Origin of the sequence: Candidatus Methanoperedens sp. (genome assembly GCA_027460525.1) — an archaeon.
Classification (GTDB): Archaea; Halobacteriota; Methanosarcinia; order Methanosarcinales; family Methanoperedenaceae; genus Methanoperedens.
In genome coordinates, this window is the sequence record JAPZAS010000015.1 from 190,763 (window position 1) to 214,578 (window position 23,816).

Below are 23,816 nucleotides of genomic sequence, written 5' to 3' on the forward strand. Positions count from 1 at the left end.
AATCTTGTTAATTCACATTCCAATGCTCATATCACAAACCCCGTCTCTGACTTCGGCAGCGCCTTTATCAATATAAAATTCCTCATCTTCGAAGGAAGCACCTGCGCCACCTCCTTCATCGTAACCCCTTCCACAAACCTGATATTCTCTATCCTCTCATGGTACTCCTCATACGGCAGCTTCACCCTTGCTCCGTTCATCTGTATCGTGATTGGTAATGGATGCAGGCTGTCCACAATCTCGGGTATCTGCTCCTCTATTTCCTTCTTGATGCGCGGCGGCGCAACCGAAGGCGGGTCCTTCGCAAGTTCCAGCCTCACATTGTCCAGTGCCTTCCCTATGACCTCTGCAAGCTTATCCAGCGTCCGGAGCTCCTCGGAATGGCGCATGTGATGCAGGATTCTGCCAAAGCTCCCCACGTATGCTGTTGCATTCGGGACATCCTCGGTCCTGAGTTCAGGCGCGCCCGTGACCACGATGGGTATCTCTATCCCTTCGTAGAGCCTCTTTGACTTCTCGATGATGCAGTGCTCGTAATTCCCCAGAACAAAAACCGCAAGGTCGTGCTCGTTGATAAGGTCTCTTTCATACGAAGTAAGCTGGCATATCCTCTTTCCAACGCCCCTTGCCAGTCCGATCATGTTGGTCTTTGCGCCCTGCTTTCGAAGGAACTCTGCCACATCGCAGTCAAGATGGGGAAGATGATGGTATGCAAGCGTAGGCGCAACCGTTGCAATCTCGCTTCCGGTAAGGGGAGCTCTTGTAAGCTTTCCCAGAAGCTCTTTTGCCTTAGCCTCGACAATCGCCGTATCGTTTATCGGGACGAGCATCAGCAGGACAACTTCGGTCTGCATCACATTCTTCTGGAGGATATAGCCCCCCAGGTCTTCCACCAGTTCCACAAGCTGGTTGTGCTTGTAAACCCCTCCCACGTACATCACAGGCTCAAGCATGTTCTTCCCTCCGAAGCGACTCCAGTATGTCCTTTGCTTTCGCGAGCCACTCGGGTTTAAGCGTATCCTCCGAAGCCACAAAAAGAACATGCGAGCTTGAAAGCTCATGTTTTCTGACCCTGAAGCCTTCGGGAATAATGCGAAGCGCGATGGCATCAATAAGCCTGTCAAGTACTTCCTGCCTGGGTTCATCGATTACAAGCTCACCCAGCACATCCACCTCTTTTATGGGGTCGGTTTTTACGACGATGATTTTTTTATCCGGCTGCTCGATATTCTCCTTGCCGTATCTCTCCCAGAGCTTATTGAGCAGTTTCACCGTGTATGCTTCCCTCTGCAGTTCTATCTTCACCTCATCCTTGCCAAGCGACCCCATCTCCACCTTGGCGAAATCCTTGAGCTTGATTGCAGGCGTCCCTAAGCGCAGAAGCGCTGCAAATATAAAAACAGGCTCAACAGGGTCAACAAAAACTTTTAATTTTTCTATAACCCGGTTCAGGGCAAGGTCTGAGAGCGTGTCCTGTATAAGGGTACGGGTTGTCTTTGCGCCGGTGGCATCCGGGGATTCCACAACAATTGTCTCAAGCTCTTCCATTATATCCTCTAAGACCCCGCATTAAACGCGGGGATTTATAAATCCTGATACCAGCAAGGCTGCTCCAACAGCCCCTATATACTGCGCATTATCAGGAACTATGACCTTCACTTTAAGCAGTTCCTCAACCGCTCTTGGCAAACCTTCAATGAGAGCGGTACCCCCGCACATAATTACAGGTTCTTTCACATCGATTTCCTGAAGCTGCTGTTCGAATAACTGCTCTGCCACGCTGTGGCATGCGGCTGCCGCGACATCCTCGGGCGCACTTCCGGCAGCAAGTGAATTAACAAGCGACTGAATACCAAAGACGATGCAGTAGCTGTTCATTTTAACTTTCTCAGCCTTTCCTTTCATTGCCAGGGCACCAAGTTCGGTGATGCTCACTCCCAGCCTTTTTGCAGTCATTTCAAGGAACCTCCCGGACGCACCTGCGCAGATGCCTCCCATCGTGAACATGCCTGGAATGCCGTCTATGACGGATATCGCCTTGTTGTCCATTCCCCCGATATCAAGAACAGTAGCGGTTCCTTTTTGTTTGCCGGCAAGATATACCGCACCTTTTGAGTTTACAGTGATTTCTTCCTGGACAAGGTCTGCCTTGAAGTGTTCTCCTATGAGGAAGCGCCCGTAACCCGTTGTTCCAAGAGCCTGGATTTCTTCACGCTTGACGCCTGCCTCTTTCAATGCTGCGGTATAAGCTTCCTCAGCGCTGTCAATCACTTTTATCGTGGGAACCCAGCCTTTTCCTATTATCTGATTGTCCTTCATGACAACGGCTTTTGTGGTTGTTGAGCCTGAGTCAATGCCTGCTGTCAGACCGCTCTGCTTCTCCCTTGCAAGGAGACTCTTTCGCCGCGCAGTCGTGGTAAGAGCTTCCATTCTTGTAAGAAGGGTACCAGCTGTTGTTCTTTCAGTGAATGAATAGCTTATCACAGGAATACCTGTTTTTTCATGGATATACCGGCGCACCTCGCTCCTCACAAGGGCGGCTTCTGCACACCTGAAGCACGTTGCAACGAACACGGCATCAACATGCACCTTGCCTGTCACAATGGATTTTGCCCGCGCCATCATGAGCTTCAGGTCGGGACTTGCAACTTTAAGCCCGAACTCTTCCTCGATAGCTTCGATTTCTGCAATATCCACTTCAGGATAAACCATGACAGCGTTGACCTGCTTGACCGCGGAATCGATTTCTTTCTGTATACCGCTGTATTCAGCGCCGCATGAAAGCTGGGCTATCCTCACAGGATTTTCAGTGGAGCTTATCTTTTTTAACGCCTGCTGAACACTAGGTTCTATTTCTTTCTCAATCCCGCATCCAGCACATGAATTCTGGGCTTCGCCAGACGGATTTTCAGCAGTCATTTCTTTTCCTCCGAGGGTTTTAAGGATTTGAGGAATTCTGAGATTTTATATACAAATTCCTTTGCATCCTCCTCGGTTGCTGGATAATCCAATTCCAGCGACGGGATTTTCTTTGCCCTGATGAGGAAATTGACAAGCTCATTCGTCCTTGCGCATCCCATGCATCCAAACGAAACCACAGGGTCGCGCACTATGATGGCTGCGTCTGCATTCTGGATAAGAGGGTCAAGCAGCGACATTCTGCCCCTGACGCCGGACGGCACTTCCACGGCAGCGTATTTCAACCCGAATTTCGGGTCTTCAGGCGTGATGTTGATGGGAGGCGAATCAAGCCCCTGCGATCTGACTTTTTTCCCGATTTCCGCCATTATCGCAAGGGGTTCATGACCAAAGCGCTCAACCAGGTCTGAAAGAATAAGACTGTTCGTGGGATAAATAAAAACCTTCATTGCGATACCTCTGTTTCTTTTATTATACTTTTAAGTTTCTCTATATCGAGTTTTTTCATTTTTTGTTTTAGTCTGGGAATTTCACCTTTATCCAGTGCCCGAAGCGCCGAAGCGATATGAGGCAACAATTTGTTCTCGCTCTCAAGATTGTGGAATCCCGGTCTTGCTCCTCCTCGCCTTGTCGCACGGCAGCGGTAAGGTTCGCCCGGCGACAAGCCGCGCTCTTTGATGAAGATGCCGTAAGGATCCATTGTACGAATGCTGCCAAGAAGCGCCTCCACAACCGAACGTTCTCCCGATACCATAACTCCAAAACATGTTTCCTTGATCATCACGTCTGCATTCGATTCATACAGCTTGATAACAACATCGCTCGGCAGTACTTTTGTGGAATTGATCACTACCATCTTTGTTATGGTGTCCATTACGAAACCTCTCTTATGTAAATAATTTCACCGGCATTTATCCCCTTGAGGCGCTGGGGTTCAAGCACCTTTCCGATTATGTTCGTGCATTCGAACTTCTCACCCGTGGGTCCATACTTTGGATCATCAACAAGCTTAACCCCTATCATGCCGTAACGCTTTGCTGCCTGATTGGTTACACCGATTTCACCGGCATTGACTTTGGTCTTTGGGATATTCTCGGGGTTTATCTCCTTATAAGCCTCAGCTTCTTTTTCAGACCTGAAAAGGTATGTGTTTTCGTATGTGTAGAACACAGGTAAAGGACCCAGAGGGCGGTCTTTCAGACGCAGAGAATGCCTGAAGAAGTCAAGTGTCTTTGGTGCAAGGTCATCATAAAACCTGACATTGATAATCTTATCGGATTTTACACCAAGAGCCGTGACCCCGCCTGCCCCTATTATTCCGATTGTATTATCAGGCTCCTGTTCCACGATAAGCGCATCCTCGCCTGTATAACCTCTTTTCTCAAGTTTCAATTCCCTTACACTCAGGAGCTTTTCCGCATCCACAAAGCTCATTCCCAGGATCATTACCCGTTCAGGATTGGAGAGAACAGCAAGCCTGCTTCCCATCTGTGCGATCTTTATAAGTTCGATTCCCTGCGAAACATGCCCGACCACGCTGTGGACTGCGCTTGATGTCCTGTCTTCTTTGTAGATATATACCCGTCCGTTCCCCAGACCGTCGGTGCGACTGACAACTGCGCCTTCGGATCTGGCATCCCAGTGTTCGTATGGACATCCCTCGCCAGTTAAAGCATTATCGGAAATGAAGGAGTTTGAGAAGGTATCCACGTTGAATATTTTGTTCCTTATAAGTGCAAGAAAATGTTCTGCGCCCTCAGGGGACTCATTTACCAGATCAACTTTAAAATAAGTAAAAATTTTCATCCCGTCTTCAATTTTGATATTCGTATCCGTGGTGGAAATCTTATCAAGAAGGGTTTCCCATTTTATCACAGGTTCAATTTTGATCAGAACGTCTCCCTGTTTGAGCTTTGCGATAATGCTCCTGCCGCTTATAACCTTTGCAATAACCGCATCCTTCGGACTGCCGTAGTCTGAGATATGCTTCTCCTTTGCAAACATGAGGTAGGTATTTTTTGCATCATACCCGCCTGTTCCAAAAAAAACATCGTATCGGTTATATTTTTGCTCTGCCCTCTGGGGGACTATATCTGTTTCGACAGGACCGAATGCAATAGAGTTTCTGGTTTCCCAGTGTGCATTTACATTAAGAAAAATATGATTGAATTTATTCCAGAGCGTGGAATCGCCGAGCAGTTCTATCCTGAACTCGCCTTTTGTAGTGGTTATTTTATACTCAGGGGTAGCTTCTTCCTTTTTCGTACCTGCTTTCAGGATGCCGATTGTTGTGTCCGGAATATAAAAAGCCGAACTTCGTTCAATGACATCCCTCAGGCTTGCATCCCCGTTAACTTCTAATTTTTGCCCATTAATCTCTATTGAGATCACTTATCCTCCAGAAATATTTGGAGCATCTGCGTTTATCTGCGCTCATTTGTGTGGTTATTTCAGTTCTTTAACTATTCCTTCCAGAGCTTCCTCCCGCTCCTTCTCGGAAAGTTTTGATAAAACAGCGTCAGTTTCCCCTATATCCACAATCTTACCAAGACGCATAAGCGCTGCCCTGTCGCATACCTGCGATACAAAATCCATGTCATGCGATACTATGACAAACGTCTCTCCAAGTTCTTTTCTGGCATGGAGAATAGACTTTGCAACTTCTATTTTCGTGACCGGGTCCATTGTTCCTGTAGGCTCGTCGAAAACAAGTATTCTTGGCTCTTTGATTAGTACCTGAGCCATCGCAACTCTGTGCCTTTCTCCCTCGCTCAGTTCATCCGGCATTTTTGTAAGAATTTCCTTTGCTTTTTTCTCTGTATAGCCCGCGGTCATCAATGTCTGGATAGCCTTTCTTTCACCCAGTTCGAAAGGCAGATCAAGCCCTATGGCTTCGGTCAGGTTATCGATAACATTCCTGTGGGGATAAAGGCTGTATTCCTGATGGAGTACACCGACGTACTTGGTAGCCCGCCCTTTCTTATCCGGACCTGGCTGTGTCATGTCTATCCACTCGTCCCCGATTCTGACATCAATAGAACCCTTTGTTGGCTTGAGCAATCCTGAAATAATCTTGGATGTCGTGGTTTTACCCGCTCCGCTCACACCTATTATCCCGAATATTTCCCCTTCCTTCACATCGAAACTGATTTCATTGACAGCCCTTACTATGCCCCTGTCAAGAGAGAAATAGGTCATATGCAGATCATGCGCACGGATAATAGGCTGTCCTATTTTCACCTCTTCCTGTTCCCCTATCGAACCCACTTCTTTCATAAACGCAGAGGCGATATCGGCTGGATCCCCCACCATTATGATTTTCCCTTCATCAAGCCACAGCGCACGATGTGAAAGCTTCTCGATTACATGCGGCCAGTGGGACGTGATAATGAGTCCCATCTTGAAATTCTTGGTAGCATTTAATATGGTTTCATGCACAAGTTCCGCAGTCTTGGGATCAAGCGTACCTGTGGGCTCATCTGCCAATAATAGAATCGGGCTTTTGACAAGCTGCCTTGCGAGGACAACGCGCTGTTTTTCGCCGCCTGAGAGTTCCCTTGCAATATGCATCATCCTGTTGGAAAGATTCACCTGGTCGAGCAGATCAGCAGCCTTGTGGATGGCGTTGGGACCGAGCTCATCGATCTCCTGAAGCGCGTTCATGACATTCACAATAACCCTCTCATCGCCGTACAGCGCAAACGTCCTCTGCAGCATGATGGCAATTCTCCTGGTTATTTCTTTTCTGAGCGGGTCATGAATTGGCAATTTTACGAAATCAGCCTCAAGTTTCTCGAAAACCGCACTGCATTTGGGACAGGCTGACCCTGCCTTGCTTGGAAGGTCGATATATCCGCATTTACTGCATATTGCAAGATGATATATTACGCTTCCTGAGATGTCATCAAAAGCTTCCACACCTCTTAGCACATGCATGAGAATCGATTTCCCCGCGCTGCTCTTTCCCAATATCCCAAGAATCTCTCCTTCTTTCATTTCAAGGTCAATATCCTTAAGAACATCAACTCCATCAAACCCAACCCGAAGGTTTTTTATTTCGATAAATGGCGTCATGTATTATTCTCCGGTTTTAACCGCTATTAATTCGCATTACCAATAAGTTTTTGCTTTTTACTGGAACACCGCTACAGCATGCAGGCTTAACTAATGCTTGCGGCATTTCAGATAGCTCTTGCAGTACATAAATATAACGATAATACATTACATTATTAATCAAATAAAAATGTTAATCGCTAAACCAATTCTTTATATTGTTTCTCTTTTATTACAGGCATGAGGTATAATATTGAATATCATTGGCGGTTCTGCCTCGCAGTTGCTTGCAGGAAGAGTTTCAGAGGTGCTGAATTCCGCTCTCTTGGTGAGCGAATTCAGGAGATTTCCCGATGGAGAACTGTATACACGTATCCTGGATGATTTTGCTGGTGAAGAGGTTACAATAATCCAGAGCACTGTGAATGATTTGGATTTTATCTCCCTGCTGCAGTTGATCGACGCCTGCAGCGAGGCTTCGAAAATTAATGTGGTAATCCCTTACATGGGCTATGCACGCCAGAATAAACAGTTCAGGAAAGGCGAACCCATAAGCGCACGCGCGATGGCAGGAGCGATAAAAGCTGATAACGTTTTTACAGTCAATATCCATGCCGAAAGCATACTTGACTATTTCGATGCAAAAGCAACGAATCTTGATGCAACTCCGATGATAGGTAAATATATAAAAAATATGAAATTCAAAGATCCTCTTATAATTGCGCCTGATGACGGCGCCATTGCCCTTGCACGGAATGCATCAAAGGATCTGGGTATTGATTACGATTTCCTGGATAAGACGCGTCTGAGCGGCGAGACCGTGGCAATCCAGCCCAAGAATATCGCGGTCAAAGGACGGGATGTTATCATCATCGATGATATTATTTCAACAGGGGGAACGATGGCAGAAACAATATCATTGCTTAAAAATCAGGGGGCTCATGAAGTATTTGCCGCCTGCGTTCATCCTGTTTTTTCAAACAATGCCATTGCAAAGTTATTCAAGGCAGGCGTGAAGGGAATCATAGCCACGGATACCATAGATAAAGGCGTGAGTGTTGTGAGTGTGGCTCCTGTGATTGCAGAGGCGATAGGGAATACCTGAAAACATTTACTTGGCAAAGCAAAACTTTCACTCGCTCTTGCCAAAGGGTTATAACCCTCTCAACTATGATTTGATAAAATGAACTCTAATAAGAGGAACTCCGCCACGATAGGCATATAAGTTTTTCGCCCATAAGGAGTTCTTCTTTAGATTTATACATTCATATAATTTCGGATTGCTACAGTCTTTTTTCGTTACTATTTTATAGCAGGCTCTCATGTAAAAGCTGAGGTGTTGATAAATGGGAGTATCAAAAGACGAATTTGAAAAAGGGAAAAAACCATTAGAGAAAGGCTCTTTAGAGTATGATATACTTGAGTTCTTAAAGAATGCAACAAAGACAGATGAACCAGCACGTAATGAAAAGGAGATTTTAGAAGCACTCAACATAACAGCACCTCAAGAAAAAAGGGGTATTATGGCAATAGTAAATTACACTGAAAAGGCTACGGCGGTTAGGTTCGCTCTTTTAAGTCTGGAGTCAGAGGGTAAGATTGTCTCTAAGGCAATTAAAACAGAAGGTAAAGCTGAGTCCGTAACTTACTATATGGCGAAATAGCTATCTGAAACACTTGTCACTTTATCGTGGAGCATGTTGGTTTACTGTCGCCATTCTTATATAGCAATATTACATTTAAAAGATGAAAAAAAAAGTTAAACTAAAATATAGGAGGTTGAATACTACGAAATCAACAGATGCAAAACGGATTTGTAAAAGTTTACCAAAAATAGAAAATAGATGTTCAGGAACCCAAGAACAAAAAACCAGTATTTGTTTTGGTATTGAGAAAAGAATAGGTCCTGTTGCTCTTGCTCTAAAAGGCTGTCTTTCCAGAGAAAAAAGAAAAAGAGCATGATAGCACAGTAATCGGTCTGTGCATGCAGTGCTATACACAGGAGAGCTAATATGGCAAAAAAAACTATAAAAAAAGCAATAATAACAAAAGACCCTGTTATCGGGTTCGTGGTAACAAAAAGCAAATCTCAACTTGATGATTCGGATTTTGTAGTGGTATATCCACTATCTATAAACTTTCAAGGCGTCCAGAATTTAGATATACCATCAGATTCTGAAATTGTTGGTATTCTACCAGCTCTTCCTGAACTATACAAAGTATACGGTTCTTATGAAACGGATGAAATACTCAAAGAGTTAGGATATGAGTTTAAGGGTGCACATTATCCAGATTGGACAACGGAATTGAAAGAGAAGGTCAAATAATTTAGGATGCGTGGTATCAAGACATGCATCACATTTTTTATTAAAAGAGACACTAAAAAAGGCAATCCCCGCCGAAATTGATAAGAATCATCAAGGCATGTCTTTTAATTCATTTAATAGCTTGGTGTGTAGTCTACCCAAATAGACTAAACCAATACCAAGAACCGATACTATCGACATAAGGGTAAAGGACAAAAAGGTTTTTTAAAATGGATAGGATAGGATTTTAGTTTCCCCTTTACCCCATCATAATTTAGTAATGTCAACTATTTAAGTGCATTTGGCAAAAAAGACTATGAAACAAGAATAGCAGAAGGGCTTGAATATAATATACATTCACCAAAAATCCAGCACATACCGCTATTGTTTGTACAGTACAAGGCATCATACGTCTGCCGATAAACATGCAGTGTAGCCCGCAGGTCACCGAGCAGGGATTGAAGAAGCTGGTTCTTTCTGCCGCGTTCTGCGTGAATATGGTGCTGAAAGAAGGAAATCCGAGATGCACAGGGATTTGCCTGTAAAAGGCAGTTGCGGTAAGTGCATCAAACTCCAAGCGGGCGCTGTACAAAGCAGTCTCAGGCGAGCCTTTCCGAGGTAAATACTGAAATTTGGAGGAAAATAAATGAGAATTGAAACACGAACAACTGTGTTGCTACTGGCATTAGTTGTGTTGACGGCGTTTGCCATTCCCACAACTCTGGCAGACGGTAACAAAAAAGTGAATATGACCGAGGGCGGCGGCAAGAGTAACAGCACCGTTATGCCTAACGTGTCTACCTTCGCCTTCGAAGCCAAAAACATGAGTGACAAGAAAGGCTGTAAGGTAGAAGGAAACCTGCAATACAATGACCATGGTGCTATGATAAAACTCCACGGAAATGTTACGATGCTGATGGTCGATAAGACGGTCACGCCGCATACGGCAACATTCTGTGGATGGGCAAAAGTTACTAATGCCACAGGAGCAAAAATGGCGCTACCGTACACAGTCATGGTGATGGAAGGAATGAAAGGTGTGGGTACTTTCAACATTAGCTTGCCAATAACATCAGATTTCTTGCCAGCAGGCTACTCTGACAGTGATACACTGCTTGGAGGACGTATAAAAGTAGATCCGTAAATTTTGGGAGGGTGCGAATCCCTCTTTTATTTTTTAATACAACAAACGATTTTTTTTAACTTATGATATTGATGATAACCTTTTCGTAATCGCAATTATTCAAAATTTGGAAGTGGTTATTCTGTTTTCCTATCGCTTTCCCTTCGCTCCTAAATTGCCCGAATAAATAGGTTTATAAAGGATAAAGCTGAATTTAAAGCTGGTGATGAACCAATGAGGAATCGTCTTTGCAAACAATGGGCAATTTGAACCGGCGAAGATAGATCACTTACCACCCTCAGCAAAACTTGTTTTTAAGGTGCTGCACGACAGCGGCTTTTTGACACAGAAGGATATTGCGAGGGAAACCTATCTTCCTACAAGAACAGTTAGATACGCCCTGAACAGACTGAAAGAAGAAAAAATATTGCAGGAGCGCTTCTATTTCCAGGATGCGCGCCAGAGCCTGTACGGGCTGAACGTTGCCCCGGAGGTGCCGACTGGATAGTTACCTCCTATTTTTAATTTATGTTATAGTTTGCTTTAATCATCGCCAGGGTGGCGGAGCGGCTACGCAATCGCCTGCAGAGCGATTTCATTCCGGTTCGAGTCCGGACTCTGGCTTATCTTGGCATGTCAAACTTTAATCCAGATCTTCCCTCAGTTGCGCCGCCTTCGTAAAAAAGCTGTCCGTGGAGTAGTGGAGCAGCAGGCTACTTGCTATCATGCTGGCAGCAAAGATGGAAGCGAATATGACTATCTGTATGGAGGCTGCATCTATCGGATCAGCGCCGCCAAGCAGCATGCCTGTCATCACGCCTGGTATCCACACCAGCCCAAGGTTCTTCATGTTGTCTATTGAAGGTATCAAAGCCGAGAGAATGCCCTGCCTGAGGCAGGCTGAGGCAGCAAGCATCGGCTGAGCACCCAGGGCGAGGTATGCCTCGATTTCAGCCCTTCTATTTTTTATCTCACCCCTGTACCTGTCTATCGCAAGTGAGCTCACGTTCATGGCGTTGCCTATCAGGATGCTTCCAGTCGGGATAACGTATCTTGCCTCAAGCGGGAAGATGCCGAAGAGGAAGAAAGGGATGAGTAATATTGCTGATGCTGAAGCTATCGAAATTGCAGCCAGAGGCAAACCCCTCTCGAGTTTGCCTGACCTTGAATATGTGGTATGTCCTGCTATGGCAGCCATTGCTAAAAGCACAAGGAAGCTCCAGTAGAGAGGCAGCTTGAACAACAGGAGTATGATTGAGGCAAGGAGCAGTACCTGCACAAGGGCTCTGGTTCCTGCTATAGATATTTCCTTTCCTATGCCAAATCTTCGCGCATATACTGCCGTCAGCACTGTGAGAATAACTGTAAGTGCAAGTGCAAGAGTTTCAGGCATTTTCCTCCTCCAGCTTCCCTTCTTTGAGGACGAGCCTCCTCCCGCCTATCCTCTGCGCCTGCTCCCTTTCGTGGGTAATCCACAGCATGGTAAGATTACTATCTTTTCGCAAGTTCAAAAGCAGCTTCTCAATCCTTTCGGCAGCTACTGCATCTAATGACGAAGTCGGCTCATCCAGAAGCAGCACTTCTGGCTGGTTTACAAGCGCCCTGGCTATACATACCCTCTGCTTCTCTCCGACTGAAAGTTGTTCGGCATCGGCATTCAGCAGGGTCTCTGAAATGCCGCAGGCTTGGGCGAGGGCTTCGATATCGAGAGCATCTCCCCACAATTTCATGCCAAAGGCAAGGTTGTCCCTTACGCTACCCTTGAACACCACAGGCACCTGGAACACCATGCCCACCTTTCTCCTCAATTCAATGGGAGCATAGTCCCTTATTTCCCTGCCGTTTAGCATTATAGTGCCTGAATCGGCCTCTGAAAGCCTGTTAATCAGCCGAAGTAGCGTGGTCTTTCCTGAACCGGAGGCGCCCATAATCGTAACAAGCTCGCCCCTCTGTATTCTCAGGTCAAGGCTGGATAGTATCTGGGTTTTAACTTTGTTATTGTTTACCTTGCGCAGCACTGCCTTGGATACATTTTTTAACTCAACATGTACCTGATTCATCTGATACGAAATGTTTCGTCCTGATATTAATAATGACGTTCATGCCTCAGGATACGTATTATCTCCAGAAGATGAATTGCATCATTTCCCGAATAATCTATCAAGCAGACTTCGTCTAAACTTCCTGCCGCTTATGAAAATCTCCGCTCCCTGGTCTTTTGAGATTTTTTCAGCATTTTCTGCTCTTATTCTTCCGCCTATGGTATTTCCTATGCTTTTGATCTTATCTGCGATTATTTCCCCGCCTGTCATAGAGCTTCCCGTTTCCTCCCCTGCTTTTTTTGCAACAATCTTTCCGCCTTTCATACATGAGCCGAGCATGTTTCCTGCGGTTTCGACTTCGAGATTACCCCTTTCAAGTTCAAATCCTATATAATCGAGGTTGTTCTTCGGAAGATGAAAGGTCGCAGGATAGATATACTCAGCACAGAGGGATGTCAGATAGCCAATTATCATCTTCTCATACAGGTTTTCTGGATTTGATTGTGCGATAATTTCTGTAATCTCGCTGCAATCCCCGGGAGCAACCCGTTTTATTTCCGCCTTGCTGACATTTTCAATTTGCTCGATGATATCCAGAAGCTTCATTTTGGAACCGTCCGCTAAATCTATTGCGGCACCACATAAATCCCCTTAGCCGTTTTTACGATTTTAATCTCATTCCCAGGCTCAGTGCTCAGGAATTCCGGTCTTTTTAGAGTAACGGTTTCATACGTATCAGGATCCATCACCTGAATCGTTTTTCCTTCATCAGCTATGAGCACTGCAGAAACCGCATCCTGCCTCCTGCTTAACTTTCTGACCTGCAAAAGGTCGTTGAAGTTCTCGATAAACCTCCTGCCCGTTTCAAGGTCGATGCCGCTCACATGCTTTCCGCAGCTTTGAACTTCGATTACCCTGTCATCCACGCTGATAATATCCCCGCGCACAAACTCGGGAAGCCGCAAAGCAAACGTGATGCGATACAGGTCTTCGCCGTTTTTCTGTCCCACAAGTTTTGGAGATTCTGAGAATTTACCCCCGAAAACATCGACTACAGCTCTGCATATCTGCTTCCCGAGCTTTATCGAGCCCACATATAGATCGAAGCCTTCGTAAAGTTCCTCTTTTTTTGCAATAAACGAAAGTCGATCCCCTTTCTCCTGCGCGCGGATTGCGACTTCCCCGGCTATGCTCTTGCATCTTTCAAGCTCCTCTTTTGTCGGGAGCCTCTTATCAGCCCTTATCTGCACAATACCTTCAAAATAACCCCCGGAAATCCTGCTGCACGTATCACAGGTTTCCCAGTTAATCCTTACCTCAGCATCCTGAGATGCCGTTATTGGTGCGCCCTTAATTTCGCCTTTTGCCTCTATATGCACATTGTATCTTGAATGGTCAAGTTGCTTTGGAGATAATGTAAGCTCAATATTCTTTGCCTGTGCATCCAGGTTCAGGGCATCTTTCACACCATCAAGAATTGTTTCTTTCTCATCTTCCTTAAGCTGCCACTTCCCTCTTTTATAAACAGAACCGCATGTCGGACATATACGCGAATAAAGAACAGCTGGACATTCAAGCAGCTTTTTATTTCCGACAAAGCACTGTCTGCACACGTTATCATATAAAATATCGCTATCCTTACCGCATTTCGGACAGAACATGGTTGCCATTATTGAATCCCTAATGTACTTCTAACTGCAGCAACCACACTGCTTTTCGAATCGTGAACCGGCTGCCACCCGAGTTTTTGTAACTTCTCGATAGAAAGCAGCATCCTGGGCACATCCCCTTTCCACCCGCGCTTCCCGCCCGTGTACGTGAATGTAACGTTTTTTAATCCCATCTCTTCAACCACTATCCTGCCAATCTCAGTCGAAGTTATGGTATCGTTTGAACCTATATTGAAAATATTTGCCATTCCATCGCTATTTTCCAGAGCAGACAATATTGCATCCACGCAGTCTGAAACATGAAGATACGATTTGCGCTGCTTCCCGTTCCCAAGGATTTCAAGAAATTCGGGCTTATCTTTTAACTTGTTTATAAAATCAATTATAATCCCATGCGTGCTGCGCTCACCCACGATATTCGCAAAGCGGAAAATCCATGACTTCATATCAAAACTCCCGCAGTATGAAGTTATAAGCGCCTCGCATGCAAGTTTTGAGGCGCCATATAAGGAAATCGGGATTAATGGTCCGTACTCTTCAGGCGTGGGGATGATTGATGCTTCGCCATATACGGTAGAGGTGGATGTGAAAACGATATTCTGCTGCTCGTTTATCCGCATGGCTTCAAGCACGTTATAAGTCGCGATTATATTCTGCTCAAGATGGATTCTTGTATTCTCGGCACCCAGTCTAACATCGGGATTGGCTGCCAGATGATATATAACATCAGCGCCATGCATTGCTTTTGTAAGTTTTCCTGTCCCAAGCAGGTCTAGCTTAATAAATTTAAAATTACTATCAGAGATATGAGCATCAAGAAATTCCCTTCTCCCGGAGCTTAAATTATCAATAACTGTTACTTCATTGCCCAAAGAAAGCAGTCTGTCAACTAAATGACTTCCAATGAAACCTGCTCCTCCCGTGACTATTATTTTTGTCATAACATTAAGTTCTTAATTGCTGCTAAAAGTAGATTCTCAAATTATAAACATTGTGGCTATAGGAATAAATATACCAGGATTATTCTTGCCTATTCATACTTTCGGCGTATGCAGAAATAATCGCAGGCACAGCCCCAACAGCGGTGCAGGTCTCAAGCGAAACACCCTTCGAGGTTATATCGAGATGGTACTGTGCAAGCTCAAATAACTCCTCTGGAAGCCCTCTATGCCCCAGTCCTATAAGGAAAAGAAAAGATTTCTTTTTATTTATCAAATCCGCAAGTGCCCGAAGACGAAGCTCTTTTTGTTTTTCAGGATGGGAAGTGGTCACCACCACCGCGCCGAACTGCGGCTGGAATCCTTTTTCCGGAAGTTCAAAAACGAAAAACCTCCCGGATTTGAATAACTCTTCAAGATACTTCCCCGACTCACCGATGGTGGTTTTATCCTTCACAAAGCTCACAAGTTCTTCTGCGCGCATTTTGAAAGGATAATCGAATAAAGCGAGACCGAACCCGAAAGCGTATGCAGCCGGCGCAGCTCTTGCAATACTTCTGTAATGCGCCTCATGGAGCTTTATTTTATCATAGGTGTTCACGATTCCAAGCGTCAGCATGATAACTTACCTTAATCTAAATGTAACCATTAGCTAATAATCATATCACCGCAAAGACGCGGAGCGCGCAAAGCAAAAATTTAACAATCTTTGCGTTCTTTGCGCCTCTGCGGTGAGCATTTGAGAGTCCCGCAAGCCTTATTAGCGCCAAAACCATTCTTAAAATCAGGTGATAATATGTGCCTTGTGGATTCCTCCTCGACCATCGACATTGAATCCGGCGAGCTGGGTGCAGCTGAATATTATTGCAATGATTGCAAAAACAAATTCAAAGCACTTGGATCCAGAATTCGCTGCCCTTCATGCATGTCCAAGAATGTGAAAAAATTATAAATCCAGATACGTGTACCTGTTCATGACGTTTTTATAATTATTCAGTATATCCTCCGCATCTGCTTTGGACAGTCTATTCTCACGAAGCGCCTGGTTCACATCATCTTCAAATGCTTCAAGAAGATAACTATTGTTATATTTGACGTAACCCAGGACATCGCAGTTCCTGTCCCCGTTGACGATCTGTTTTATATGCCATTCCCCGCTGTCATCCACTATGATATGCGCCTCGTTTGCTGCCCCGAATAGATTATGATAGTCGCCGATGGTATCCTGGTATGCGCCTATCATCAGGACAGATAAATAATAAGAGCCGTTGTTCAATTCATGGAGTTCAAGAATTTCCTTGACATCTTTTAAGTCCACGAATTTGTCGATCTCGCCGTCCGAGTCGCATGTTATGTCCACTATGGTGCCGTATTCAGTGGGCTTCTCATTGGCCCTGCTCACAGGCACGATCGGGAACAACTGTTTTATAGCCCAGAAATCAGGAACTGACTGGAAAACTGAAAAATTGCCGATATATTTTTTAGATAACAGTTTATTCAGATCTTCGAAATCATCGGATTTATTGCCTGTTTCCTTGGCAAAAAGTACTGCCTTTTCGCACGTCTGCCAGAAAAGAATTTCTCCTTTTGACTTATCCTCAAGATCGAGTTCGCCGAGATTGAAGAGCGAAAGAAGTTCTTCACGATGCAGCAGAGCATCGTGATAATACTCTTCATAGTTTTTAATGTTTATTTCCTTATATCCGTCGTAGAGTTCCTTTATTATATGGGGTTCATTTCCCCGCAGCTCAACCTGTTTATTGGTGTTGCCGTTCTTACTTCCTTTAACGTTGATGACCAGCACGGAGTGGTATGCGGAAATCGCTCGTCCGCTTTCTGATAAAATAACCGGGTGAGAAACATTTTCCTCATCGCATACGTCTTTTAACGAGTAAACAACGTTGTTGGCATACTCCTGCATCGTATAATTGGCGCTTGCATCCGAGGACGTCTTGCTGCCGTCGTAATCCAGTCCAAGTCCTCCGCCAATGTTGAAGTATTTGATGTTTATGTGCTTTAATTTTATTTTTGCGTACACCCTTGCTGCTTCTTTTACAGCCTTCTGGATTCTTCGTATCTCTGTAATCTGGGAACCTATATGAAAATGAAGCATCTGCAGCTGCTCAAGCATACCATACTCTTCAATTGTCTTGATGCATTCCAGTATCTCTGTGGTTGTAAGACCGAACTTTGCTGATTCTCCTCCAGATTCCACCCATTTCCCGCTGCCTTTTGAGTAAAGTTTTGCCCTTATGCCGATGAGTGGCTTAACGCCCATCTGTTTTGAAATTTCAAGCAACCGTTTTGTCTCGTTGAATTCGTCAATGACTATAGCCATCTTGTTCCCCAGCTTGATGGCGTTCAGCGCCAGCCTCAGGTATTCATCATCCTTGAAACCGTTGCAGATTACAAGGGCATCTGGACTGAACTCAAATGATAGGGCAGCAAGCAGTTCCGCCTTTGTTCCCACTTCGAGACCCATGTTGTATTTCTTGCCTGATTTTACGATTTCCTCTATCACTTCCTTTCTCTGGTTCACCTTCATGGGGAACATACCCTGATAGCTGCCGTTGTATTTGTACTCTGAAATCGAATTGGAAAATGCCCCGTTCAATGCCTTTATCTGGGCTTCAAGGATTTGCGGGAACCTGAACAGTATAGGAAAATTTATTTTTTTGGATACAAGAGCATCCACGACATTTTTAAGGTCTATGACCTGTGCATCGTTTCTTGTTGGTTTGACAATCAGATTTCCATTTTTATTGAAAGAAAAAAATCCGTTACCCCAGCGCTCGATACCGTAGAGTTCAATAGAATCTTCGACTTTCCACATTTAAGTAAATTTCACGACCTTTGTACCAATAAATCCCATGAAAGAATACCTGATTGGGTTTAAAGGTTTCTATCGAACATAATCGCAAGAAAATCAACACGGTTTTCAAGCATGAAGAATCATGGAATCCGCCATTAATATTATTAACTCCTCAATACAATAATATCTAAAAACTAACTATTATTTTTGTGGTTGTTTACCGATAGTGATTATATTTTTCGATATCTCAAAAATACTCTATTTTAGATACACTTTTCTAAGGGTATCTAATATTTTAAAAATAATTAGATATTAATAAGGCATTTTTCGGAAGGATCGCAGATAAAACTCTAACTCCATGCAGCTTAAAGTTAAATAGATTGTACTTCAAGTATAGATCATGCCTGCTGAAAAGATACCTGGCTGGATAGAACGGATGCTGCTCCCCACTCTCAATGAGATTAAAGGGGAGCTAAAAGCTATCAATGCCCGGATAGATTCAACGAATGAACGGATAGACAGCCTGAGAAATGAAATGAACTCTAAATTTACAGGCATGGATTATAGATTTGAAGCTATTAATACCCGGCTCGATTCCATAGAAAAGCGGTTCCCAGTTATAGAAGAGATAACAGCTCTCAAGCTAAAAATCACAGATATTGAGAAAAGGCTTGCATTGGCATAACTTCTTATCATCTTTTTATAAAGTCAAGCCTCCAGGATGCGATATAGTGTGTTTTCTTTATCATGCCTTTGTGTTTATACCTGCCTGTTTTCTATAAATAGGCTTTAATGATAGCGATTTTAAAAGAGTGTATTTTTTTTTTGGGGGTTAATTCTGTCCAGGTCCTGATCCAAGGCCTGAGCTGCAGCAAGGACAGAATAATACTTATGTTTCTGTCTTTAGATATCCGTGATATCACCGGAGATCTCTGGCGCCACTCGGACAGAAATCATATACTGTGTTTCTGTCCTTCTGGAGAAGATCTCTGGAATCCAGGACCCGGACAGAATCATTATTTCTGCGGTTGAATCTCATTAAAGAAATCATTCACTAATTCGGGATGACTTTGAATTATATAATCAAGAAGCTGTTTATTCCTATCGATTTCGGGCTTCTTAACCTCGATATTTTTATTGATCTCAAATTTGTTGAGGATTATACCAAGTGTCTCAATTCCCTTTGGGGTTATGGAATATTTGCCGGCTTCGTCTCTGGATAACCGCCCTGCTTTGACCTGACGTGCCGCGGTATTTCTTACTGCATCGTAGGGTTTTTTAATTTGCCTGGTAATTTGAATAGGAGTCATACCACCGGAGGTCTCTTTCAATATTGAAAGTACTCCGATGGTAGTCTCTCCGAATGTGGCCGTGGATTCTTCAAAAAGCCTTATTCTTGTTATGAATGAAAGGGTGTTTATCTTCTGCGGCAGGGCATCGCGTACATGAAGCGTTACAGTACCCTCTATAAGTGAAGGCATACAGTCATTATAGGCTTCCCTGATCTCGCTCATGTCTAAATGGTCGTAAATGTCTATAGTTTGATTCCGGCTATCGCCCCTGAGCTCTTGGATGAACTCTCGCGGCATTCCGGCTTTTCGTAGATGGGTAGTAAACCAATGTCTGAATGCGTGTGGAGTGAGTTTTCGGTTTAAGGGACCATGCGGATCATGCAGGCCAACCTTCTGCCCATAAAACGCAACAATATCATTGGGAGTGGTTTTTTTCATCCGTTTTCCGTATGGTGAAATCAATAGAGCCGGGCATTTGGCTCTCGGTTCTCTCCATTTAAGATATACTTTCAGGACCTCAGCGGTCTCATCGTCAAATAGTATTAACCGGTTTGTGCGCTTTGCTTTCGCTTTTAAAACAATCTCTTTTTTGATGGGGGCTATAATATCATGTATATCTATTGAGAGCAATTCACCGCGCCTTACCCCTGTTTTTGCCAGAAGCAATAATATAAGTTTATGCTGTATGGGCATGTCCTGGTTGATCAGCTGCTTCATCTGGGCTATACTTATCAACTGCCGGGAGTTCTCGCCGTTGTACTGCCTTTTATTTTTCATCAAATAACGTTTCCTAAAGGGCAGTACCGGGTTGCTGGTCATATTGCCGGAATAGATGAGAAAATCATAGTAGGTTGAGATCGCCGCGAAGTAAGCGTTTATCGTCTGACTGCATACACCTTTTAAATTGACAGTGCCCCGGATGTAGTCCATTTTTTTGAGGTAATCGAGGAAATCACGGAGGATATTAGTATCAACTTTTAGAGGGTCGCGAACACGACTGAGGAAGACTTTTAAATTACATGAATACGTTTGTATCGTGTGTCGTGTTAAGCCTCGCGATTCACAGTCTTTTATGAAATCGTTTAGGTTCATTTGATTTCTCCATAATTCTGTCCGGGTCCCAGCTCCTGCAGATCTTGCCAGGCAGGACAGAATCGAATAGGAATTGAAGAGCAGCCCGCGAGAACATTTTACTATTTGCAGGAATCCACCCCACGGGCTGCTTCTGGCCTCTTCGGAGGGTCTTTGCCTATGCGGGTATGGGTTTTGCCACCTTACCCGCGCAATCAAATACACAACGTCAAAGTATTTAAAAATTGTGGTACTTTTTCCCACAGAGATAAGTTATAATATATAGAATATACATTATAGTGGGATAATGACAAAAGGCACAATTAAATTTTCAGACGAGAAAAAAAGGAGAATAGTCTTGCCTGTGGAGATCTGCGCGGTTGAGGACCTGCATTCCGGGGATTATATTGAAATAGACGTGAAAAAAATTGTAAAGCCTGATAAAAAGTGAGGTGATAAAATGCCGGAGATAAAAAAAGAAAAAGAGATACCAAACTGGATGATATACGGAATAATGGCTTTTGTGTTGGCTATATTAACCGGATATAAAAACAACTTGGGTTTTGCCGGACTTCTGGGGGCATTTGTTGGAAGCTATTTTGTTATAGCTGCAATAGCCTTCATTTATAAAAAGATAAAATATGTAATAGCGTTAGCTTATAGAAAGATAAAACAGCACGGAGCAACCTGATTTTATAGGCACGAACACCTTAACCACCACGAGAACGTGGCTTATATCGCATCCTGATAGCTCGCATCCGTTACGGCAAGGTTAAGAATCTAATTTAGAGCGATTTTAAGGCGTTCTGGGGAATCTGGGGTATATTTGCCTTAAAGTCATAGAGATTGTCGAAGGGCGATATTCCAGAGGATGGCAGAATTCACTGGCGCCGCTTGGACAAGCAATAGGAATGTTTTGTTTCTGTCCTCCGGGAGATCCCCTCGAGGAGCTGGGACCTGGACAGAATTATAATTGTTGTTCTGTCCTTGCTACAGGCAGCCAGGTTGATCAGGACCAGGACAGAAAATAAAAAAGGGAAGGTAGGAATCATACCAATAGTCTAAAACAAAGCCCCTCATATCACATTTATGCAGTTTTTTTTCTTTTGTAATAAGCAATTTTGACATTCTGGAAGTAAATTATTGGTGTTTACTGTTTCCCTTAATTTAATGAAATCTTCTCCGTTCCATATTTCTTGAAAAGTCTGTTCACGAATGTCATTTATTGGTCTGGAGAAAAACAAACATGGCGCAGCATTAGCAAAATTAGTAAGATACAGACTTATCCAGGGATACCTGCAAATACCTTTTTCGGATGGTCGTCCAGGAACATCTATAAGTTTTTTATCTAAAATAGGTTCGTCATCACAAACAGCTTTCCTGTCTTGTTTTAGATCTTTAAAGAAGTTAGGCGGGATTGATTTAACGTTGGTTTTTACTCCATATAGTTTTTTGGATGCTTCCGTTAATACCGATTCTGTTTTTTCAGTATCAGTAGCAAATAATTTTTCAGTTTTACCATAAACTTTTTTGATTTCTATATCCACATCAAGTTCTTTTGCCACATCAATAAATCGCGATACCTCGTTTAAATTCTCCTTGATTACCACAATGGATATTGATAGCTTGATGTTACATGGATTAATTAGACTCATAGCAGATCGTAACGCATAAATATTTTCAATAACTTTATAAAAATAATCTCCACCCATGACTTTTTTATAGGTTTCGCGTGTACCCGCATTTAAAGATATATTAATTGCACAATTATTATATTCAATTATTTTATCTATCCAGTGGTCATTAAGTAAAGTTCCGTTTGTACACACATTTATATTGATTCCCGGATGCTTGGAAACAATATAATCCCATATTTCTTCAAAAGGGGGATTAAAAAGCGGTTCGCCTGCGCCAGATAAACCCACACGCCAAACAAAATCTAAAAAGTAAGACATTTTTTTAAAATCTTCTAAAGTTATATCACCTAATTTTTCTCTAATTTCATGATAATAACAAAAAACACAATGTAAGTTACATTGGGTATCTACTGGAAATTGCACAAATATAGGAAATGATAATAGAGTGGTTTTTTTATAATACTGTTCCCACAAGTTCAATTTAAAGTTTAACTCTCGTGTAGTATAGATTAATGAGTAATTATCTAACTTTGGATATTGTAAGTTAAAAAGTTTTATCGTCGTTTCGCGTGCTTGTTTTTCTTCCGCGCTTGCATGAGTATCGAAATATTCTTCATACTGGTTTATTGCGTTTGCAAATGGGATATTCGCCGGATGATTATTAAGATAATGAACGCCTTCGATAAGTTTCATTGAAACATCACATCCGTTATTGTTGAATTATTTTTAAGAGTCGCTAAAGGCATAACTGGGTCCTGTTGCATTGTCTGGAGTCTTTGTAGGATTATCAGCAGGGGTAGATTCTCTTCTCTGTGTAATCCAATTCCTGAACATCACTGTGTACGTCAGCTCCAATTCAATACCTTCAATAAACCTCATTGAATAGATTATACACAATCTTTATATTTAATACTATCTAAGTATATATAAAAAGAAGTGTATATAATTAGTTTATCTTTTAACTTTCTGTCCGGGTCCTGATCAACCTGGCTGCCTGCAGCAAGGTCCATTGGCCAGCTCCCGGAGATCTTCTCCTGGAGGATAGAATTAAGACATACCACTCACCACCCCACACGCCACCATGGTCATGTTGTTTTTTTTTCTTTTTTTAAGGTATAATTAAGTAAAATCAGACGAAGCCTCCGACGACGGCGCTCCGCCACTTTCAAAGATTTTTCGAATGGCGGCGTTCAATTTTATCCAGTTTTCATCTTCATCTTCGTTTATATTCTCGCCCAATATTGCTCCCACAGCTGTACCTATAAATTCCTGGTGGACATATCTTGTATGTTCTGCTTGCCACTCTTTTTCTTTTATGGCGCGAAGCTCCCTAAAGTAACCCTGTGAAATGTTATAGAAAACACACCATTGACCGATGGAAATTTCAGGCACCACCTTATGCCGGGTGTAAACGCGCTCGGCACAATCGCGCTTTGATAGTTCCGATAAAATTTTTTGATGACTTATTGAACTCCCATTACGATCCTCTTGATGTATTCGTTTCCAAGTTGTTTTATTGTATTCATCAAAAACCATTCGCATCTCACGCTCTTGCTTTTGGGTTATGTTGAGTTGATTAAACTTTGCTTGCATTTCTTCATGGAATTGTTTCTCATCCGGGTCTTGTTCTCTCATATTTTACCTCTTGTTATTCATGGTGATTTTTTTTCTTTTTTAAGGATATAGTTAATTAAAATCTGTTGTTGTTAGTTGTTGTTGTGGCTATATAGTCGCTTTTTCAATCCTCTTTACTGATATTGAATATACCATGCTCATTAAGACAAGAATTGACAACTTCGGGGTTGTACCTCGCCTGGTCTGTCCTTTGGTTGTATGCTGCCTCATTCAATCACCCTCCATAAAGCGAATAGCATCCCAACGATTAGAATAATTATGAATAATTGAAGTGCCTTGTCGCGGTTCCATCTTGGCTTCATAGTGGCGCTCCGGGCG

At 43.3% G+C, this 23,816-nt stretch carries 27 protein-coding genes and 1 tRNA gene; 10 read left to right on the top strand and 18 right to left on the bottom strand.

All coding sequences use genetic code 11. From position 1 onward, the window contains the following. Positions 1-26: 26 nt before the first annotated feature. The 7 genes from O8C68_05515 to atwA all read right to left on the bottom strand — a co-directional run bounded on the left by O8C68_05515 (position 27) and on the right by atwA (position 6,993). A complete protein-coding gene (locus O8C68_05515; protein MCZ7395262.1) occupies positions 27-953 on the bottom strand; it encodes a methanogenesis marker 7 protein in 927 nt (308 codons plus the stop codon). Continuing rightward, positions 946-1,548 (bottom strand): methanogenesis marker 17 protein, encoded by a 603-nt coding sequence (locus O8C68_05520; GenBank protein MCZ7395263.1) that lies wholly within the window; start codon positions 1,546-1,548, stop codon positions 946-948. Before O8C68_05520 ends, O8C68_05515 begins: the two co-directional genes overlap by 8 nt. A gap of 21 nt (positions 1,549-1,569) precedes the next feature. Beyond that, positions 1,570-2,820, bottom strand: coding sequence for a methanogenesis marker 15 protein (locus O8C68_05525; protein MCZ7395264.1), 1,251 nt, complete (start codon positions 2,818-2,820; stop codon positions 1,570-1,572). A 95-nt stretch (positions 2,821-2,915) separates the two neighbouring features. After that, positions 2,916-3,368 (bottom strand): methanogenesis marker 5 protein, encoded by a 453-nt coding sequence (locus tag O8C68_05530; GenBank protein MCZ7395265.1) that lies wholly within the window; start codon positions 3,366-3,368, stop codon positions 2,916-2,918. Beyond that, positions 3,365-3,793: a methanogenesis marker 6 protein gene (locus O8C68_05535; protein ID MCZ7395266.1), complete on the bottom strand. Its 429-nt coding sequence runs from the start codon at positions 3,791-3,793 to the stop codon at positions 3,365-3,367. The genes O8C68_05530 and O8C68_05535 overlap by 4 nt, the downstream gene beginning before the upstream one ends. Further along, complete coding sequence (locus O8C68_05540; GenBank protein MCZ7395267.1) at positions 3,793-5,310, bottom strand: methanogenesis marker 3 protein; 1,518 nt, start codon at positions 5,308-5,310, stop codon at positions 3,793-3,795. The genes O8C68_05535 and O8C68_05540 overlap by 1 nt, the downstream gene beginning before the upstream one ends. A 54-nt stretch (positions 5,311-5,364) precedes the next feature. Beyond that, a complete protein-coding gene (gene atwA, locus O8C68_05545) occupies positions 5,365-6,993 on the bottom strand; it encodes a methyl coenzyme M reductase system, component A2 (GenBank protein ID MCZ7395268.1) in 1,629 nt (542 codons plus the stop codon). A 232-nt stretch (positions 6,994-7,225) separates the two neighbouring features. Here atwA and O8C68_05550 point away from each other — a divergent pair, with 232 nt between their 5' ends. The 7 genes from O8C68_05550 (at position 7,226) to O8C68_05580 (ending at position 11,025) form a co-directional block, all read left to right on the top strand. Further along, positions 7,226-8,077, top strand: a complete 852-nt coding sequence (locus O8C68_05550) for a ribose-phosphate diphosphokinase (GenBank protein ID MCZ7395269.1) — start codon at positions 7,226-7,228, stop codon at positions 8,075-8,077. Between the two features lie 241 nt (positions 8,078-8,318). Continuing rightward, positions 8,319-8,636 carry a hypothetical protein gene (locus O8C68_05555; GenBank protein ID MCZ7395270.1) on the top strand — a complete coding sequence of 106 codons (318 nt, stop codon included), beginning with the start codon at positions 8,319-8,321 and terminating at the stop codon, positions 8,634-8,636. A gap of 82 nt (positions 8,637-8,718) precedes the next feature. Continuing rightward, positions 8,719-8,934 (top strand): hypothetical protein, encoded by a 216-nt coding sequence (locus O8C68_05560; protein ID MCZ7395271.1) that lies wholly within the window; start codon positions 8,719-8,721, stop codon positions 8,932-8,934. Between the two features lie 50 nt (positions 8,935-8,984). Beyond that, on the top strand, positions 8,985-9,299 hold the full coding sequence (locus O8C68_05565) for a hypothetical protein (GenBank protein MCZ7395272.1): 315 nt from the start codon (positions 8,985-8,987) through the stop codon (positions 9,297-9,299). 625 nt (positions 9,300-9,924) lie between these two features. Continuing rightward, on the top strand, positions 9,925-10,422 hold the full coding sequence (locus tag O8C68_05570; protein ID MCZ7395273.1) for a hypothetical protein: 498 nt from the start codon (positions 9,925-9,927) through the stop codon (positions 10,420-10,422). A gap of 298 nt (positions 10,423-10,720) precedes the next feature. Beyond that, positions 10,721-10,909 (top strand): winged helix-turn-helix domain-containing protein, encoded by a 189-nt coding sequence (locus O8C68_05575; GenBank protein MCZ7395274.1) that lies wholly within the window; start codon positions 10,721-10,723, stop codon positions 10,907-10,909. Between the two features lie 44 nt (positions 10,910-10,953). Beyond that, positions 10,954-11,025, top strand: a tRNA-Cys gene (locus O8C68_05580). 19 nt (positions 11,026-11,044) lie between these two features. On the opposite strand, the gene O8C68_05585 is transcribed toward O8C68_05580, so the two are convergent. The 7 genes from O8C68_05585 to speA form a co-directional block, all read right to left on the bottom strand. Continuing rightward, a complete protein-coding gene (locus O8C68_05585; protein MCZ7395275.1) occupies positions 11,045-11,794 on the bottom strand; it encodes an ABC transporter permease in 750 nt (249 codons plus the stop codon). Continuing rightward, positions 11,787-12,461: a phosphate ABC transporter ATP-binding protein gene (locus O8C68_05590; protein MCZ7395276.1), complete on the bottom strand. Its 675-nt coding sequence runs from the start codon at positions 12,459-12,461 to the stop codon at positions 11,787-11,789. Before O8C68_05590 ends, O8C68_05585 begins: the two co-directional genes overlap by 8 nt. Positions 12,462-12,542: 81 nt before the next feature. After that, positions 12,543-13,049: a hypothetical protein gene (locus O8C68_05595; GenBank protein MCZ7395277.1), complete on the bottom strand. Its 507-nt coding sequence runs from the start codon at positions 13,047-13,049 to the stop codon at positions 12,543-12,545. 20 nt (positions 13,050-13,069) lie between these two features. Continuing rightward, entirely contained in the window at positions 13,070-14,113 is a 1,044-nt protein-coding gene (locus O8C68_05600) for an NMD3-related protein (GenBank protein ID MCZ7395278.1), read from the bottom strand. Continuing rightward, positions 14,113-15,054 carry an NAD-dependent epimerase/dehydratase family protein gene (locus O8C68_05605; protein ID MCZ7395279.1) on the bottom strand — a complete coding sequence of 314 codons (942 nt, stop codon included), beginning with the start codon at positions 15,052-15,054 and terminating at the stop codon, positions 14,113-14,115. The genes O8C68_05600 and O8C68_05605 overlap by 1 nt, the downstream gene beginning before the upstream one ends. Positions 15,055-15,133: 79 nt before the next feature. Then, the gene (locus O8C68_05610) at positions 15,134-15,670 is read right to left on the bottom strand and encodes a DUF531 domain-containing protein (GenBank protein MCZ7395280.1); all 537 of its coding nucleotides are present in this window, start codon (positions 15,668-15,670) and stop codon (positions 15,134-15,136) included. Between the two features lie 327 nt (positions 15,671-15,997). After that, positions 15,998-17,884: a biosynthetic arginine decarboxylase gene (speA, locus tag O8C68_05615; GenBank protein MCZ7395281.1), complete on the bottom strand. Its 1,887-nt coding sequence runs from the start codon at positions 17,882-17,884 to the stop codon at positions 15,998-16,000. 379 nt (positions 17,885-18,263) lie between these two features. Between speA and O8C68_05620 the strand changes: the two genes are divergently transcribed. Then, positions 18,264-18,548 (top strand): hypothetical protein, encoded by a 285-nt coding sequence (locus O8C68_05620; protein MCZ7395282.1) that lies wholly within the window; start codon positions 18,264-18,266, stop codon positions 18,546-18,548. A 331-nt stretch (positions 18,549-18,879) separates the two neighbouring features. Here O8C68_05620 and O8C68_05625 read toward each other — a convergent pair whose 3' ends face one another. Beyond that, positions 18,880-20,490, bottom strand: a complete 1,611-nt coding sequence (locus O8C68_05625; GenBank protein ID MCZ7395283.1) for a tyrosine-type recombinase/integrase — start codon at positions 20,488-20,490, stop codon at positions 18,880-18,882. A gap of 43 nt (positions 20,491-20,533) precedes the next feature. Between O8C68_05625 and O8C68_05630 the strand changes: the two genes are divergently transcribed. Then, complete coding sequence (locus O8C68_05630; protein MCZ7395284.1) at positions 20,534-20,677, top strand: hypothetical protein; 144 nt, start codon at positions 20,534-20,536, stop codon at positions 20,675-20,677. Between the two features lie 9 nt (positions 20,678-20,686). Next, positions 20,687-20,917, top strand: a complete 231-nt coding sequence (locus O8C68_05635) for a hypothetical protein (GenBank protein ID MCZ7395285.1) — start codon at positions 20,687-20,689, stop codon at positions 20,915-20,917. A 385-nt stretch (positions 20,918-21,302) separates the two neighbouring features. Here the strand turns inward: O8C68_05635 and O8C68_05640 are convergent, their stop codons facing one another. The 3 genes from O8C68_05640 to O8C68_05650 form a co-directional block, all read right to left on the bottom strand. Next, positions 21,303-22,556, bottom strand: a complete 1,254-nt coding sequence (locus O8C68_05640) for a radical SAM protein (GenBank protein ID MCZ7395286.1) — start codon at positions 22,554-22,556, stop codon at positions 21,303-21,305. Between the two features lie 33 nt (positions 22,557-22,589). Then, on the bottom strand, positions 22,590-22,742 hold the full coding sequence (locus O8C68_05645) for a hypothetical protein (protein MCZ7395287.1): 153 nt from the start codon (positions 22,740-22,742) through the stop codon (positions 22,590-22,592). A gap of 240 nt (positions 22,743-22,982) precedes the next feature. Then, positions 22,983-23,498 (bottom strand): hypothetical protein, encoded by a 516-nt coding sequence (locus O8C68_05650; GenBank protein ID MCZ7395288.1) that lies wholly within the window; start codon positions 23,496-23,498, stop codon positions 22,983-22,985. Between the last annotated feature and the right edge of the window lie 318 nt (positions 23,499-23,816).